We start from the raw sequence: 15,852 nt of genomic DNA, 5'->3' as shown, positions 1-15,852 counted from the left end.
TGACAGATTCAGCCGGGCAGTCACCAAGCACCGGCAGTCCCGGGGGTGAAGAGCGTGGTCGGTCTCGCTGGCTTCTTTTGGAACAAGGAACCCCGGCGCCAAGCCGATCACGCCGCCACAGACCGCGACCGCTGGCGGGCGATGCTGGCCGCAGCGCCGCAGCCCTGGTGCGCCTGGACCGACCGGGGCGAAGGCCTTCTGTCCGACGAGGCGGCGGCCCTGCTGGGCATTTCCGATTGCGCTTCATTCGCCGACTCCCTGACGGCCCCCGACCTCGGCCCCGCCCTGGCCCGGCTGCGCCGCGACGGCGAGCCCTTCCGCTGCGAGGCGGCGGCCCCCGACGGCCGGCGGCTGGTGCTGACCGGCCGGCGCGGACGGGCCGGCGACACCCACTGCGACGTGGTGTGGATCGAGGATGTGACCGTCGCCCGCGACGCCGCCAAGGATGCCACCCAGCGCCAGGAGCAGGCGGCCGGGGCGGCGCGCATCCGCCTTGCCGAGTTGCAGGCGATGGCCGACGCGCTGCCGCTGCCGGTGTGGATGCGCGACCGCTCGTTACGGCTGTCCTGGTGCAACCGCGCCTATGCCCGCGCCGTCGACGGCGATCCCGGGACGGTGGTGGCGGAGGGGCGGGAACTGACCGCCACCGGCCGGGCGCTGGCCGAACGGGCGCGCAGCGGCGGCTTCGCCCAGTCGGACCGCGCGCCGGTGGTGATCGGCACCGAGCGCCGGCTGCTGGAGGTGACGGAGGCGCCGCTGCCGCTGACCGACGGCGGCGGCACGCTGGCGGTCGGCTACGCGCTGGACCTCACCCCGCTGGAGGAGCTGCGCGGCGAGTTGGACCGCCACCTGACCGCCCATGCGGAGGTGCTGGAGCGGCTGGGCACCGCCATCGCCATCTTCGGCCCCGACACCCGGCTGACCTTCTTCAACCAGGCCTATGCCCGGCTGTGGGATCTGGACGAGGCGTGGCTGCGCGGCGAGCCGACCAACGCCGAGCTGCTGGAGGAGCTGCGCGCCCGCCGCCGCCTGCCGGAATATGCCGACTACCAGACCTTCAAGCGCGAACGGCTGACCCGCTACACCCATCTGGTCGAGCCGGTGGAGGAGATGCTGCACCTGCCGGACGGCACCACGCTGCGCCATCTGGCGGCCCCGCATCCGCAGGGCGGGCTGATCACCATCCTGGAGGACGTGACCAACACGCTGGCGCTGGAATCCTCCTACAACACCCTGATGGCGGTGCAGCAGGAGACGCTGGACAATCTGGCGGAGGGCATCGCCGTGTTCGGCGGCGACGGCCGGCTGAAGCTGTCCAACCCGGCCTTCGCCCGCATCTGGGATCTGGAGGACGGCGACCTGCATGGCGAGCCGCACATCGCCGACGTCATCGAACGCATGCGCCCGCTGCTGGAAATCGCGGCGGCTGACAGGGGGGCGGACAAGAGCGCCGACCGGCCGGGCGAGGCCGCGACCTGGGATGCGGTGAAGGAGGAACTGGTCGGCGCCACGCTGGAGCGCAGCGTCCGCTCCGGCCGGGTGGAGCGCAGCGACGGGTCGGTGGTGGAGTTCTCCACCCTGCCGCTGCCCGACGGGGCGGTGCTGAACAGCTATCTCGACGTCACCGACGGCGCCCGGCTGGAGACGGCGCTGCGCGCCTCCAACGCCGCGCTGGAAGCCGCCGACCAGCTGAAGAGCGAGTTCATCGCCAACGTCTCCCACCATCTGCGCACGCCGCTGAACGGCATCATCGGCTTCGCCGAGGTGCTGGCGAACCAGTATTTCGGCGAGCTGAACGCCCGGCAGATGGAGTATGTCCGCAGCATGCTGGCCGCCGGCCAGCGCCTGCTGGAGCTGATCGACGACGTGGTCGACCTGACCAGCCTGGGCGCCGGCGTCACCACGCTGGAACGCGGGGCGATCAGCCTGCCCGACCTGCTCGACTCGGTGGCCGGCCTGACCCGCGACTGGGCGCGGCGCGAAGGGCTGCGGCTGGAGGTGGTGGCGCCGGACGCGCTGGGCGAGATGGAGGGCGACGGCAAGCGGCTGAAGCAGGCACTGTTCACCCTGGTGGTCGGCGCCATCCGCAACCCGCCGCCCGACCGCCGCATCCGCCTTGCCGGCGAACGGCTGAACGGCAGCATCACCCTGTCGGTCAGCGGCGCCGCGGCGCCCGATGCCGACCCGCAGGGTGCGGCGGCGCTGGGTGTGTCGCTGGCCCGCAACGTGGTGGAGCTTCACGGCGGCCGGCTGGAGCTGGACGAGACCGGCAGCGCCGGCTACCGCAGCGCCCATGTCCGCTGCATCATGCCGGTGCGGGCGCCGGCAAACGGGGTGAGGGCGGGGTAGAATTACCTCCCTCTCCCGGGCTCTCAGCGGATCTTCGATCCGCCTGACGCCGTCAGCACAAACAAAGTTTGTGCGAGAGGCGGGAGAGGGCGTTCACTCACGCCGCGCCCGGCACGCCCTTCGAGGTGGAATATTCGAAATGCAGCGCCTCCCCCGGATAGACCAGCGGGCGGATGGCGTGGGCGGCCTGGGCCGCTTCGGCGAAGCCGCAGAGGATCAGCTTCAGCTTGCCGGGGTATGTGGCGATGTCGCCGATGGCGAAGACGCCCGGCACGTTGGTGGCGCAGCCGGGCTGGGCCACCGCGATGTGGCTGCGCTCCAGGTCCAGCCCCCAGTCGGCGATGGGGCCGAGATTCATCGACAGGCCGAAGAAGGCCAGCAGGGCGTCGGCCGGCAGCGCCTTCTCCTCGCCGTCCAGCGTGGCGACGCGCACGGCGGTCAGCCGGCCGTCCGCACCGTCCAGCCCGGACAGCTGATAGGGCACCACCATCTCGACCCGCCCCTCGCGCACCAGCGCTTCCATGCGGGCGACGCTTTCGGGGGCGGCGCGGAACTTCGGACGGCGGTGGACGACATAGACGCGCTCCGCCACGTCGGCCAGCGAGATGGCCCAGTCGACGGCGCTGTCGCCGCCGCCGGCGATCACGACCTTCTTGCCGGCGAAGTCCTGGCGGCGGCGCACCATGTAGAAGACCGACTTGCCCTCATAGGCCTCCAGCCCGTCGAGCGGCGGGCGGTTGGGACCGAAGGCGCCGCTGCCGGCGGCGATGACGACGGCCTGGGTGTCGATCCTCGTGCCGATGCTGGTCTCCACCAGCCAGCGCCCGTTGTCCTGGCGGGTCAGCTTTTCCACCTGCTGGCCCAGGTGATAGGTGGGCGAGAAGGGGGCGGCCTGTTCCGCCAGCCGGTCGATCAGGTCGGCCGCCTCGATCGAGGGATGGGCCGGGATGTCGTAGATCGGCTTTTCCGGGTAGAGCGCCGTGCACTGGCCGCCGACCATGTCCAGCGCGTCCACCACATGGCAGCGCATCTTCAGCATGCCGCATTCAAACACGGCGAACAGCCCGACGGGGCCGGCGCCGACGATGACGACATCGGTGGTGAGGACATCGTTGCTGGAAGCGGTCTGCGACATGAAAGCCAATTCCTTGAGACGGGGCGCCGGGGAAAGGAAGCCGGTTGACGGTTGCGGGAGACTGGTCGGCGAACGGTCCTTCCATTGTCCGCATTTGCCATCCGGGTCAACCCCCAGCAAGGGGAAGGCGGTGCTGTGCCGCGCGCGGGGGGCGCGCGACGGACGGTCCCGGCAGCAAATCCCGGCAGCCGATCCCGGCAGTAAAACAATTTCGCTTAAATTCGCTTAAATTTGTCGATTGCACGCGGCAGTGGCGAAGCCGAAAGTACAGCGATGCGGTGGATATCCGGGCCATCCGGTTCGGACATCGGCCCGCATGCCGGTTTGGGTGGAGGCCTGGGATGAAGGAACTTCGCTGTCTGGTCTTCACCGACCAGGAGGTCGTGCGGGCCGTGCTGGATCGCCGGCGCCGGGTGAAGGACACGCTGCCGGTCGGCACCGTCTCCAAGATCGCCTACCACCGTCCCGAAGGGTCGGAGCCGGATGGGATCGAAACCCGCCTGACCATCACCGACGACAACGGTGCGGTGACCGAGCTGGGGTTGCCCGACACCGAGGTGACGGCGGCGCTGGTCGGCTACTGCATGGGCCGGCGCATCCCCCTGCCGGTGGCGTCCGACAAGATGCTGCACCTGATCAACGGCGCGCTGACGCTGATGATCACCATGAACTTCAACAAGGCGCCGCGGCTGGTGGTCACCGCCGGAGCGGACGGCGCCGGATCGGGGCCTGGAGCGGGGCCTGGATCGGGAGCGGCCGACCGGCTGTCGCCCAAGCGGCGGATCGGCCGCTGAGCCTGTTGCCAACCCACTCTTCTTTCCGGCTTGCGGGCGGGCGGCGGCTTCGCACAGTATCCGCGCCATGCCGGACACTCCCCTCCACACCGTCACCCTGCCCCTGCCCGACGAGGCCGCCACCGCGGCGCTGGGCCGCCGGCTCGGCGTCCTCCTGCGGCCGGGCGACCTCGTGGCCCTGCGCGGCGACCTCGGCGCCGGCAAGAGCGCGCTGTCGCGGGCACTGATCCGCAGCGTCACCCATGAGGACGCCGAGGTGCCGTCCCCCACCTTCACCCTGGTGCAGACCTACGACACCGCCATCGGCCCGGTCTGGCATTTCGACCTCTACCGTTTGTCGGGACCGGACGAGGTCTATGAGCTGGGCTGGGACGACGCGCGGGCCGAGGCGGTGGCGCTGGTCGAATGGCCGGACCGGCTGGGTCCGCTGCTGCCGCCCGACCGGGTGGAGGTGACGATGGAGCATGACGGGCATGATGCCCGCCGCGCCACCCTGACCGGCCATGGCACGCTGGCGGCGCGGGTGGCCGCCGCCGACTGGACGCTGCGATGACGGCCGTGTCCCAGGCGCGGCAAGCCGGGATCGCCGCCTTCCTGGCTGCCAACGGCCTGTCCGATGCGGTGCGGGAGCCGCTGGCCGGCGATGCCTCTGCAAGACGGTACGAGCGGCTGCGCAAGGCCGATGGCGGCACGCTGATCCTGGTCGATACGCCGGCCCCGGCCGAGGACCTCGTCCCCTTCATCGCCATCGGCGCCGAACTGGCCGCAATCGGGCTGTCGGTTCCCACCGTGCTGGCGGCGGATGTGGAGCGCGGTCTGGCGATCCAGGATGATTTCGGAAGCGAAACATTTACGCGCCTGCTGGCCGCCGGCGCCGATCCGCAGCCGCTCTACACAATGGCGACCGATGCGCTGATCGCCATCCATCGCGGCTGGCCGGAGGGGGCGGCGCAACGCCTCGCCCTGCCGGTCTACGATCCCGACCTGTTCATCGCCCAGACCCGGCTGTTCCTCGACGCCTATGTGCCGGTGGTGCTGGGTCGCCCCCTGAGCGAAGAGGATCGTTCCGATTTCGATACGGCTTGGCGCGCGGTGCTGGAGCCGGTCTGCGCCGGGGCGCCGTCGCTTCTGCTGCGCGACTACCATGTCGACAATTTGATGCGGTTGGACCGGCCGGGGGCGAAGGCGGCCGGGCTGATCGACTTCCAGAGCGCCGGCTGGGGGCCGCGGGCCTACGACCTCGTCTCCCTGCTGGAGGATGCGCGGCGCGATGTGGCGGCCGATCTGGCGGACGCGATGGTTGCCCGCTATCTCGCCGCCTTCCCCGAGACCGACGCCGCCGCCTTCCGCCGCGCCATGGCGGTGCTGGGGGCGGTGCGCCACACGCGGATCGTCGCCATCTTCGTCCGTCTGGCGCTGGGCCAGGGGCGGCGGTCCTACCTTGTCCATCTGCCGCGGGTCTGGCGCCTGCTGGAGGCCCAGCTGGCGAAGCCGGAGTTGGCCCCGGTCGCCGGCTGGTTCGACCGCCATCTGCCGCCCGCCGCCCGTTCCGCCTTCGTCGTTCCGGAGACGCTCTGAGATGACCATTCCCGATACCGCAATGGTCCTGGCCGCCGGCCAGGGCCTGCGCATGCGCCCGCTGACCAACCACCGGCCGAAGCCGCTGATCCCGGTGCTGGGCAAGCCGATGCTGGACCATGCGCTCGACCGGCTGGCCGAGGCCGGCGTCGGCCGGGCGGTGGTCAACAGCCACTATCTGGGCGCGATGATCGGCGACCATCTGAAGGACCGGACGACGCCGGCCATCACCCTGTCGCCGGAAGAGACATTGCTGGAGACCGGCGGCGGGGTGAAGAAGGCCCTGCCCCATCTCGGCAGCGCGCCGGTCTATACGGTGAACGCCGACATCTTCTGGCTCGACGGGCCGGTGCCGGCCCTGCGCCGGCTGGCCGCGCATTGGAACCCGGCGGAGATGGACGCGCTGCTGCTGCTGATGGCGACGACCAAGTCGGTCGGCTATGACGGGCTCGGCGACTATCACATGGACCCGCTGGGCGGGCTGACCCGCCGGGGCGAGCGCGAGCTGGCGCCCTTCGTCTATGCCGGGGTGCAGATCGTCAAGCCGGAGCTGTTCGCGGCGGACACCCCCGACGGCGCCTTCTCCACCAACCTGATCTGGGACCGCGCCCAGGCGGCGGGCCGGCTGTTCGGCCTTGCCCATGACGGGCTGTGGTTCCACATCGGCACGCCGGCCGGGCTGAAAGAGGCCGAGGAACTGCTGGCCATCGGCGGCATGCGGGCGGTGGCGCATTGAGGGCGGGGCTGAGGTATACTCAAGCCGCGCTATACTCAATCGCACGTAGCCAGCACCGGAACTGATCGCAAACCCATGACCCTCCCCAAAGTCTACAGCATTCCCGCGGGCGCGCCCTTCGTCGACATGCTGGCGGCGGGGATCATGGAGCGGGTCGGCGGCGATCCGATGGCCCTTGCCGGCGTCACCGTCCTGCTGCCGACGCGGCGTGCCTGCCGGGCGTTGCAGGCGGCCTTCCTGCGGCGGTCGGGCGGGCAGCCGACGCTGCTGCCGCGGATGGCGCCGCTGGGCGAACTCGATGCCGGCGACCTCAGCCTGACCGAGGAGGAACTGCCCGACGTCCCGCTCGACCTGCCGGAGGCGATCTCGCCCTTGAACCGGCAGATGACGCTGGCCCGGCTGATCCTGGGGGCCGAGGGGCTGTCGGCGACCACGGCGCAGGCGGTGCGGCTGGGTGCCGATCTCGGCCGGCTGATCGACGCGGTGTGGACCGAGCGCGCCGGCTTCGAGAAGCTGGAGTCGCTGGTGCCGGCGGATTATGCCGAGCACTGGCAGGTCACGCTGAAATTCCTGCGCATCATCACCGAGGTCTGGCCCGCCATCCTCGAGTCGGGCGGCCAGACCGACCCGGCCAAGCGCCGCAATCTGGCGCTGGAGACGCAGGCGGCCCTCTGGCAGGCGGCCCCGCCGCCGGGCATGGTGATCGCCGCCGGCTCCACCGGCTCCATCGTCGCGACGACGGAACTGCTGGCGGTCATCGCCCGGCTGCCGCAGGGGGCGGTGGTGCTGCCCGGCCTCGACACCGGGGCCGACGACACGATCTGGGACGCCATCGCCGAGGATGAATCCCACCCGCAGCACGGGCTGTCGCAGTTGATCCGCCTGCTGGAGGTGGAACGGCACGAGGTGCTGCCCTGGACCGACGCGCCGGAGCCGCGCGGCGCCCGCGCCCGCCTGATCGCCGAGGCGATGCGCCCGGCGGCGACCACCGAGGGCTGGCGCGAACTGTCCGGGGTGGACGCCGCGGCGCTGGACGGGCTGACCCGCATCGACGCAACCACCTCGGAGGAAGAGGCGCAGGTCATCGCGCTGCTGATGCGCCATGCGCTGGAAACCCCGACCAGGACCGCGGCGCTGATCACCCCCGACCGCAACCTGGGACGCCGGGTTGCCATGGCGCTGGCGCGCTGGGGCATCCTGGTCAACGATTCCGGCGGCCAGCCGCTCGCCCACACCGCGGTCGGCACCTATCTGCGGCTGACGGCGGAGCTGGCGGCGAGCCGCGTCCATCCGCTGGCGCTGCTGGCGCTCGCCAAGCACCCGATGGCGGCGGGCGGCCGCGACTCCGCGGATTTCCGCGCCGCCGCCCGCGCGCTGGAGCGCGTCGTGCTGCGCGGCCCCCGCCCGGCGGAGGGCTTCGACGGCGTGCTCGCCGCACTGGAGCAGGCCGAGCGCTTCGACCATGAGGAGCAACAGGAGTTCCTGCGCACCTGGCTGGTCGACATCGGCCAGCGCGCCGCTCCCTTCCTTGAGGCGCTGGCCGGCGAGACGCCGCTGGCCGACCTCGTGCGCGCCCATGTCGCCTTCTGCGAGTCGCTGGCCGCCGACGATGCGCTGACCGGGGCGGAGCGGCTGTGGCGCCAGGACGACGGCGAGGAGGCGGCGCGCTTCGTCCACGACCTGCTGGATGCGGCGGACGGCTTCCCGGCCATCCCGGCCAAGGATTACCCGGCGCTGCTCGACGCGCTGATGAGTGCGCGGGCGGTGCGTCCGCGCTATGGCCTGCACCCGCGCCTGTTCATCCTGGGTCCGATGGAGGCGCGCCTCCAGCATCTCGACCTGACCATCCTGGGCGGGCTGAACGAGGGAACCTGGCCGCCAGCGGCATCCGCCGATCCCTGGATGTCGCGGCCGATGCGGCGCGATTTCGGCCTGCCCAGCCCGGAACGGCTGGTCGGCATGTCGGCCCACGACTTCGCTCATGCCTGCGGCGCGCCGGAGGTGGTGCTGACCCGCGCGGCACGGGTGGAGGGCACGCCGACGGTGCCGTCGCGCTGGCTGCTGCGGCTGGAAACCGTGCTGAAGGCGCTGGATCTGGACGGCGTGATCGAGGAGCGCGGGGCCTGCTGGCTCGGCTGGGCGCGCGGGCTGGACGAGCCCGACCGGGTGCAGCCGGTGGCCGCACCGGAGCCGCGCCCGCCGCTGAGCGCCCGGCCGCGCAAGCTGTCGGTGACCGAGATCGAGACCTGGATGCGCGATCCCTACGCCATCTATGCCCGCCACGCCCTGCGGCTGCGGGCGCTCGACCCCATCGCCGCCGATCCGGGCGCGTCCGACCGCGGCCAGATCATCCACGACACGCTCGACGCCTTCGTCCGCGAGCATCCGGGGCCGCTGCCGCATGACGCGCTCGACCGGCTGATCGCGCTGGGGCGCGAACGGTTCGGCCCGCTGCTGCGCAGCCATCCCGACGTCTGGGCCTTCTGGTGGCCGCGCTTCGAGCGGGTGGCCGGCTGGTTCGTCGATCTGGAGCGCGAGCGCCGCCCCCGTCTCCGCCCGCTGGGAACGGAAGTGCCGGGCCGGCTCGAGCTGTCCGGCCCCGGCGGTCCCTTCGCCCTGACCGCCAAGGCCGACCGCATCGACCGCGGCCCGGACGGGCTGGTGGTGATCGACTACAAGACCGGCACCCCGCCGAGCGCGCGCGAGATCGAGCTTGGCTTCGCCCCGCAGCTGCCGCTGGAGGCCGCCATCGCCGCGGCCGGCGGGTTCAGCGGGGTGGACAAGGGCGAGGTGGCCGAGCTGACCTTCTGGCGCCTGTCCGGCGGCGACCCGGCCGGCGAGGAGAAGCCGGTCAAGGGCGACCCGGCAGCGCTGGGCGAGGAGGCGCGGGCCGGGCTGGAAGCGCTGATCGCGCAGTTCGACGACCCTCAGACGCCTTACCGCTCCCGCCCACGCCCGGCGATGGCGCCGCGCTACACCGACTACGCGCATCTGGCCCGCGTCCAGGAATGGTCGGCGGGCGGCGGGGAGGGGGAATGATGGGGTTCGCTCGATTCGGGGACAATCCCCCTCTCCCCCGGGGAGAGGGTCGGGGTGAGGGGGACGCATTGCGTGCCTGCCCCAAAGGTCCTGCTACGCATCCCCCTCACCCTAACCCTCTCCCCGGGGGGAGAGGGGATAAGCGCCTGCTCCGGCACCGGAAGCCCCGTTCATGACCATGACCGATCTGCCCACCCGCACCCTGCCGCTCGATCCCAATGTGGCGCAGCGGCGGGCGTCCGATCCGACGGCGTCGGTCTGGGTGGGGGCGTCCGCCGGTTCGGGCAAGACCAAGGTGCTGACCGACCGGGTGCTGCGGCTGATGCTGTCGGGCACGCCGCCGGCGCGCATCCTCTGCCTGACCTTCACCAAGGCCGCGGCGGCGGAGATGGCGATCCGCATCAACCGGACGCTCGGCCTGTGGGCCACCCTGCCCGACGACGCGCTGGAGGACCGGCTGGCCGACCTCTGCGGCGAGCGGCCGTCCATCGAGGCGCGGCTGAACGCAAGGCGGCTGTTCGCCCAGGTGGTGGACTGCCCCGGCGGCATGAAGATCCAGACCATCCACGCCTTCTGCCAGTCGCTGCTGCGCCGCTTCCCGCTGGAAGCCGAGCTGGCGCCGCATTTCGACGTGATGGACGACCGCACCGCCGATGGGCTGCTGACCGAGGCGCGCGACGCCGTGCTGCATGCCGGCCGCACCGAGCCGGACAGCCCGCTCGGCCGCGCCATGGGCCGGCTGACCGGCGAGCTGAATGCCGAGGATTTCGCCGGGCTGCTGGCCGAACTGGCTGGCCAGCGCGGGCAGGTGGAGAAGCTGTTCGAGCGCTTCCACGGGCTGGACGGGCTGATCGACGCCATCCACGACACGCTGGAGGTGCCGCCCGGCGTGACCGAGGAAACGATCCTCACCCATGCCTGCCATGACGACCAGTGCGAGCCGCCGGCCCTGCGCGAGGCCTGCCGGGCGCTGTCGGGCGGCAGCGCCAGCGACCAGGAGCGCGGCATCGCCATCCAGCACTGGCTGGACGCCGCCGACCGCCGGGTGCGCGCCTTCGACGCCTACAGGCGCCTGTTCCTGACCGCGGACGGCAGCCCGCGCAAGACACTGATGACCAAGAAGCCGGCCACCGCCTACCCGCAGGCGCTGCTCTCCCTGCAAAAGGAAGCGGAACGGCTGGTCGAGATTTCGGAGCGGGTGAAGGCCGCCGGGGTCGCCGCCTCGACCACCGCGCTGCTGACGCTGGCGCAGGCGATGCTGGAGGCCTACCGCGAGCGCAAGGCGGCGCGCGCTCTCTTGGATTACGACGACCTGATCCTGGCGGCCAACCGGCTCTTGAGCGGCAAGGACGGCACGCCGCGGGTGCCCTGGGTGCTCTACAAGCTGGACGGCGGCCTGGACCATATCCTGATCGACGAGGCGCAGGACACCAACCCCGACCAGTGGGCCATCGTCGCCTCGCTGGCCGGCGAGTTCTTCGTCGAGCTGGAGGCCGCCGCCCCCGACGGCAAGATCCGCACCGTCTTCGCGGTGGGTGACGAGAAGCAGTCGATCTTCAGCTTCCAGCGCGCCGATCCCGCCGAATTCGCCCGCATGCGCCGCCATTTCCAGGACAAGGCGGAGGTGGCGCAGCGGACATGGGCGGGGGTCGATCTCGACATCTCCTTCCGCTCGACGGCGGCGGTGCTGGAGACGGTGGACGCCGTCTTCGCGCTCGACCATGCCCGCGACGGCGTGGCCTCGGACGCCAACCCGACCATCCGCCACCGCGCCTTCCGCCGCGGGCAGGCCGGGCTGGTCGAGCTGTGGCCGCCGGTGAAGCCGGCCGAGACGGTCGAGACGCCGGCCTGGGCGCCGCCGGTGGCGCGCGAGACCGCAGATTCGCCATCCGCCCGCCTCGCCTCGGTCATCGCCGCGACGGTGCATCGCTGGATCGACGGCGGCGAGACGCTGGAGGCCAAGGGCCGGCCGGTGCAGCCCGGCGACGTGATGGTGCTGGTGCGCCGCCGCACCGCCTTCGTCACCGAACTGGTCCGCGCGCTGAAGGACCGCGGCGTGCCGGTGGCCGGCGTCGACCGCATGGTGCTGACCGAGCAGCTCGCCGTCATGGATCTGGTGGCGCTGTCCGACTTCCTGCTGCTGCCCGACGACGACCTGACGCTCGCCACCGTGCTGAAGGGGCCGCTGGTGGGCTTGAGCGAGGAGGCGCTGTTCCGCGTCGCCCATGGCCGGCGCGGCACGCTGTGGCGCTCGCTGGTGGCGCTGGCGGAGACCGAGCCGGAATTCCGCCCGGCCCGGCGCTATCTGGGCGACCTGCTGGCACGGACCGACTTCTCGGCTCCCTACGAGCTGTTCGCCGGCCTGCTGAACCGGCCCTGCCCCGCCGACGAACGGTCGGGACGGCGCGCGATCCTGAAGCGGCTCGGCCCCGACGCGCAGGATCCGCTGGAGGAGTTCCTGGCCGTCTGCCTCGCCTTCGAGAAGACCGAGCCGCCGTCCCTGCAGAACTTCCTGGCCTGGCTGGCGGCCAGCGACGCCGAGATCAAGCGCGAGCTGGAGCAGGGCGGCGGCACCGTGCGGATCATGACCGTCCACGGCTCCAAGGGCTTGCAGGCGCCCATCGTCTTCCTGCCCGACACACTGGGCAGCCCGACCCAGAGCCCGCCGATCCTGTGGCCGGACGACGACTGCCCGGTGCCGCTGTTCGCCGCCCGGCGGTCCCAGGAGGACGGGCTGTGCGCCGAGGCGCGGGCGCGGGCCAACCGGCGGCGCGACCAGGAATACCGCCGGCTGCTCTATGTCGCCCTGACGCGGGCGGAGGACCGGCTCTACATCTGCGGCCACCAGGGCAAGCGCGAGCCGTCCGACGATTGCTGGTACCGGCTGGTCGAGGAGGCGATGCGCGACAACGGCGTGCAGCATCCCTTCGACTTCACCGGCCTGTGCCCCGACGGCTGGGCGGGAGAGGGCTGGCGGCTGGTCGGCGCCCAGACCGCCGTGGTGCCGCGCCATGTCGAGACGGAGGAAAGTGCCGCCGCCGAGCCGCCCCCGCCCTGGATCGGCGAACCGCCGCCGGGCGAGCCGGAGCCATCGCGGCCGCTGACCCCGTCGCGGCCGGACGGCGAGGAGCCGGCGGTGCGCTCGCCGCTCGGCAACGACGACGGCCAGCGCTTCCGCCGCGGCCTGCTGGTCCACCGGCTGTTGCAGACCCTGCCCAACCTGGCCGAGGCGGCGCGGGATGCCGCCTGCCGCCGCTTCCTGGCCCGCCCGGCGCACAAGCTGACGCCGGAGCAGCAGGACGCCATCGCGCGGGAGACGCTGGCGGTGCTGAGCCATGCGGAGTTCGCGCATCTGTTCGGCCCCGGCTCGCGGGCGGAGGTGCCGCTGATCGGGGTGGTGGCGCTCGGCGACGGCAGCCGGGCGCTGGCCGGCCGCATCGATCGGCTGGCGCTGACCGGGGACACGGTGTGGATCGTCGACTATAAGACCAACCGGCCGCCGCCGCGGGATCTGGAAGACGTTCCAATGGTTTACCGTCGCCAGATGGCGGCCTACCGCGAGGCTTTGCGCGCGGTCTATCCGGGGCGGCGGGTGCGTTGCGTGCTGCTGTGGACCGACGGTCCCTACACCATGGAGCTGCCGCCCTCGGTGATGGACGCGGCGGCGGCCGGGCTGGGCCCCAGGGTGGGGTGAGGTGCTGCCGGCGGCTCACCCGAAAGATGGGGTGACTTGACCGGCCGGGCGCCTCCGCCCTACATTTTGCTCAATTCCACTGACGGGGCGATGGCCGCCGGCCTTCCACAACCGGTCCGCGGCGCTTCCGAATCCAGCACGAGGTCACATGAGCACCACCATCAAGGTTACCGACGACAGCTTCGAGCAGGACGTCCTGAAGGCCGACGGCCCGGTCCTGGTCGATTTCTGGGCGGAATGGTGCGGCCCCTGCAAGATGATCGCCCCGGCGCTCGACGAGCTGGCCGGCGAGTATGACGGCAAGGTCACCGTCGCCAAGCTGAACATCGACGAGAACCCCGACACCCCGACCAAGTACGGCGTGCGCGGCATCCCGACGCTGATGCTGTTCAAGGGTGGCAGCGTCGCCGCCACCAAGATCGGCGCCCTGCCCAAGGGTGCGCTGTTCCAGTGGGTCGACTCGGCGCTGTAAGCGTCCGTCCACAGCGGTCCAGACAGGAAAAAGCCCCGCCCGCGGTCACCGCGGCGGGGCTTTTTCTTTTGGAGGCCGTGGGGGAAGCCCCCCTTACTGCACCTTCTTTTCCTTCGCCTTGTCCTTGCCGGCATCCCCCGCGGCCTCCGCCGTGCGGGCGAGGTTGTCGGCGGCGGCGCGGCCCCAGTCGCTGTCGGGGGCGACGCGGCGGGCCAGCGACCAGTCGTCGCGCGCAGCCCCCAGATTGCCGCCCAGCGCCTTGACGTTGCCGCGCAGCAGGATCGCCTCCGGATCGCCGGGCTTCAGCTCCAGCGCCCGGTCGATGTCGGCCAGCGCCTGCCGGTAGTTGGACAGCGCCTTCTGCGCGCTCGCCCGGTAGAGGTAGGCGTCGGCCCGCTTCGGGTCGCGGGTCAGCGCCGCGTCCAGATCGGCGACGGCATCCCAGAAACGCTCGCCCTCCGCACGGGCGAAGGCGCGGTCGATCAGCAGGTCGACGTCGCCCGGCGTCTTGTCGAGGGCAGCGCTGTAGAGCCGTTCCGCCCGCCCCTGGTCGCCCGCCCGCAGCCACGCCCAGCCGGCACGGCCGAGCAGCGAGGCGGCGGCCCTGGGGTCGTCCTTGCCCAGCGTCGGCACCAGCGCCTCCATCTGGGTGCCGGCCGCCTTGAAGTCGCCGGCATGGAACAGCGCCAGCGCCTCGCACAGCTTCGCGGAGTCGCCGCCGCCCTGCTCCTGCCAGCGCTTGGCATCGGCCCGCGCCCCTTCGGGGTTGGCCTCCGCCTTGGCCGCGCAGGCCTGAAGCTCGCGGTTGCGGTCGAGGGTGGAGGGCGGCCCGGAGGACGCGGCCTGGGCAGCAGACAGGGGGGCCGGCACGAATGCCGGAGCGGCGGCGAGAAGCCCCAGCGCGAGAGCGCCGGCAAGGTAAGGATTGCGTCGGGTCATGGTGTCTTTACACTCCGCCATCGCCGGGCGGGGCGCAAGTCCGCAGGCCCGGTCCCGGTGTTACACAGTTCGGTGCTACACAGTCCGCCGCCCCTCCGCCGCTCCAACCGGAACCGCCCGCGATGACCGATCCCCGCCTGTTCGTCTTCGGCCTCGGCTACAGCGCCCGCGTCTTCGCCGACCGGCTGCGCGCCGAAGGCTGGCGCATCGCCGCCACCTGCCGCAGCGAGGAAAAGCGGGCGGAGCTGGAGGCCCAGGGCATCGAGGCCTTCCTGTTCGACCGCGGCCGGCCGCTGGCCGATGCGAAGGCGGCGCTGGCCGGCACCACCCACCTGCTGGTCAGCATCCCGCCCGACGGCAAGGGCGACCCGGTGCTCGACCAGCATGGCCGCGATCTGGCCGACCTGCGCACGCTGGACTGGGCCGGCTACCTGTCCACCACCGGCGTCTATGGCGACACCGGCGGCGAGTGGGTCAGCGAGGCGTCCTGGCTGAAGCCGACCGGCGAGCGCCAGAAGCGGCGGGTCGAGGCGGAGCGCGGCTGGCTGAACCTGTACCGCCAGTATGGCGTGCCGATGCACCTGTTCCGGCTGGCCGGAATCTACGGCCCCGGCCGCAGCGCCCTCGATTCGGTGCGCGACGGCATCGCCAAGCGGGTCGACAAGCCGGGTCAGGTGTTCTGCCGCATCCATGTCGACGACATCGCCGGCACGCTGCGGGCGTCGATGGCGCGGCCGACTCTGGGCGCCATCTACAACGTCGTCGACGACCTGCCCAGCCCGTCGCACGAGGTGGTGGAGTATGCCTGCCGCCTGCTGGGGGTGGAGCCGCCGCCGCTCGTGCCGTTCGACCGGGCGGAGATGTCGCCGATGGCCGCCAGCTTCTACGCCGATTGCCGCCGGGTGAAGAACGACCGCATCAAGCGCCAGCTCGGCGTCGCCCTGACCTATCCCGACTATCGCGCCGGGCTGGACGCCCAGCTGGCGGCGGGGCTGTAGCCAAGAAAAAGGGTGGACAGCAAAGCTAAGGTTACAAAGCAATTCCCTGACATATACCGGTAATCATAAGACTTTTCCGAAGACACGCGTGGAATTGGCAAAAGATATTTAATAATCT

11 protein-coding genes are annotated in these 15,852 nt (G+C 71.7%); 9 read left to right on the top strand and 2 right to left on the bottom strand.

Annotation, left to right across the window (positions count from 1 at the left end; genetic code table 11):
- Positions 1-54: 54 nt before the first annotated feature.
- Positions 55-2,349, top strand: coding sequence for a PAS domain-containing sensor histidine kinase (locus ACWPN8_RS02750; protein ID WP_492239839.1), 2,295 nt, complete (start codon positions 55-57; stop codon positions 2,347-2,349).
- 97 nt (positions 2,350-2,446) lie between these two features.
- Here ACWPN8_RS02750 and ACWPN8_RS02745 read toward each other — a convergent pair whose 3' ends face one another.
- Positions 2,447-3,484 carry an NAD(P)/FAD-dependent oxidoreductase gene (locus ACWPN8_RS02745; RefSeq protein ID WP_492239838.1) on the bottom strand — a complete coding sequence of 346 codons (1,038 nt, stop codon included), beginning with the start codon at positions 3,482-3,484 and terminating at the stop codon, positions 2,447-2,449.
- Positions 3,485-3,825: 341 nt separating this feature from the next.
- Here ACWPN8_RS02745 and ACWPN8_RS02740 point away from each other — a divergent pair, with 341 nt between their 5' ends.
- From ACWPN8_RS02740 to trxA, 7 genes are all read left to right on the top strand, one after another.
- Positions 3,826-4,278, top strand: coding sequence for a hypothetical protein (locus ACWPN8_RS02740; RefSeq protein WP_492239837.1), 453 nt, complete (start codon positions 3,826-3,828; stop codon positions 4,276-4,278).
- A gap of 67 nt (positions 4,279-4,345) precedes the next feature.
- Positions 4,346-4,831 carry a tRNA (adenosine(37)-N6)-threonylcarbamoyltransferase complex ATPase subunit type 1 TsaE gene (tsaE, locus tag ACWPN8_RS02735; protein WP_492239836.1) on the top strand — a complete coding sequence of 162 codons (486 nt, stop codon included), beginning with the start codon at positions 4,346-4,348 and terminating at the stop codon, positions 4,829-4,831.
- A complete protein-coding gene (locus ACWPN8_RS02730; protein ID WP_492239835.1) occupies positions 4,828-5,856 on the top strand; it encodes an aminoglycoside phosphotransferase family protein in 1,029 nt (342 codons plus the stop codon). Before tsaE ends, ACWPN8_RS02730 begins: the two co-directional genes overlap by 4 nt.
- Position 5,857: 1 nt before the next feature.
- Positions 5,858-6,592, top strand: a complete 735-nt coding sequence (locus ACWPN8_RS02725) for a nucleotidyltransferase family protein (protein ID WP_492239834.1) — start codon at positions 5,858-5,860, stop codon at positions 6,590-6,592.
- Positions 6,593-6,667: 75 nt separating this feature from the next.
- Positions 6,668-9,631, top strand: coding sequence for a double-strand break repair protein AddB (gene addB / locus ACWPN8_RS02720; RefSeq protein WP_492239833.1), 2,964 nt, complete (start codon positions 6,668-6,670; stop codon positions 9,629-9,631).
- 172 nt (positions 9,632-9,803) lie between these two features.
- Complete coding sequence (gene addA / locus ACWPN8_RS02715) at positions 9,804-13,325, top strand: double-strand break repair helicase AddA (RefSeq protein ID WP_109095908.1); 3,522 nt, start codon at positions 9,804-9,806, stop codon at positions 13,323-13,325.
- Positions 13,326-13,473: 148 nt separating this feature from the next.
- Complete coding sequence (gene trxA, locus ACWPN8_RS02710; RefSeq protein ID WP_098740783.1) at positions 13,474-13,797, top strand: thioredoxin TrxA; 324 nt, start codon at positions 13,474-13,476, stop codon at positions 13,795-13,797.
- Between the two features lie 93 nt (positions 13,798-13,890).
- On the opposite strand, the gene ACWPN8_RS02705 is transcribed toward trxA, so the two are convergent.
- Entirely contained in the window at positions 13,891-14,736 is an 846-nt protein-coding gene (locus ACWPN8_RS02705) for a tetratricopeptide repeat protein (RefSeq protein ID WP_492239832.1), read from the bottom strand.
- Positions 14,737-14,858: 122 nt separating this feature from the next.
- On the opposite strand from ACWPN8_RS02705, the gene ACWPN8_RS02700 reads away from it, so the two are divergent.
- A complete protein-coding gene (locus ACWPN8_RS02700; RefSeq protein ID WP_492239831.1) occupies positions 14,859-15,734 on the top strand; it encodes an SDR family oxidoreductase in 876 nt (291 codons plus the stop codon).
- The last annotated feature ends 118 nt before the right edge of the window (positions 15,735-15,852 follow it).

This window comes from Azospirillum sp. UENF 112521 (assembly GCF_058780665.1).
Note: the sequence above shows the minus strand (reverse complement) of the source record. Positions and strands in the feature narration are given on the sequence as shown.

Coding starts and splice junctions, on each gene's coding strand:
- trxA (WP_098740783.1), top strand. CDS start 13,474: ATGAGCACCACCATCAAGGTTACCGACGACAGCTTCGAGCAGGACGTC.
- ACWPN8_RS02705 (WP_492239832.1), bottom strand. CDS start 14,736: ATGACCCGACGCAATCCTTACCTTGCCGGCGCTCTCGCGCTGGGGCTT.
- addA (WP_109095908.1), top strand. CDS start 9,804: ATGACCATGACCGATCTGCCCACCCGCACCCTGCCGCTCGATCCCAAT.
- addB (WP_492239833.1), top strand. CDS start 6,668: ATGACCCTCCCCAAAGTCTACAGCATTCCCGCGGGCGCGCCCTTCGTC.
- ACWPN8_RS02730 (WP_492239835.1), top strand. CDS start 4,828: ATGACGGCCGTGTCCCAGGCGCGGCAAGCCGGGATCGCCGCCTTCCTG.
- ACWPN8_RS02700 (WP_492239831.1), top strand. CDS start 14,859: ATGACCGATCCCCGCCTGTTCGTCTTCGGCCTCGGCTACAGCGCCCGC.
- ACWPN8_RS02725 (WP_492239834.1), top strand. CDS start 5,858: ATGACCATTCCCGATACCGCAATGGTCCTGGCCGCCGGCCAGGGCCTG.
- tsaE (WP_492239836.1), top strand. CDS start 4,346: ATGCCGGACACTCCCCTCCACACCGTCACCCTGCCCCTGCCCGACGAG.
- ACWPN8_RS02740 (WP_492239837.1), top strand. CDS start 3,826: ATGAAGGAACTTCGCTGTCTGGTCTTCACCGACCAGGAGGTCGTGCGG.
- ACWPN8_RS02745 (WP_492239838.1), bottom strand. CDS start 3,484: ATGTCGCAGACCGCTTCCAGCAACGATGTCCTCACCACCGATGTCGTC.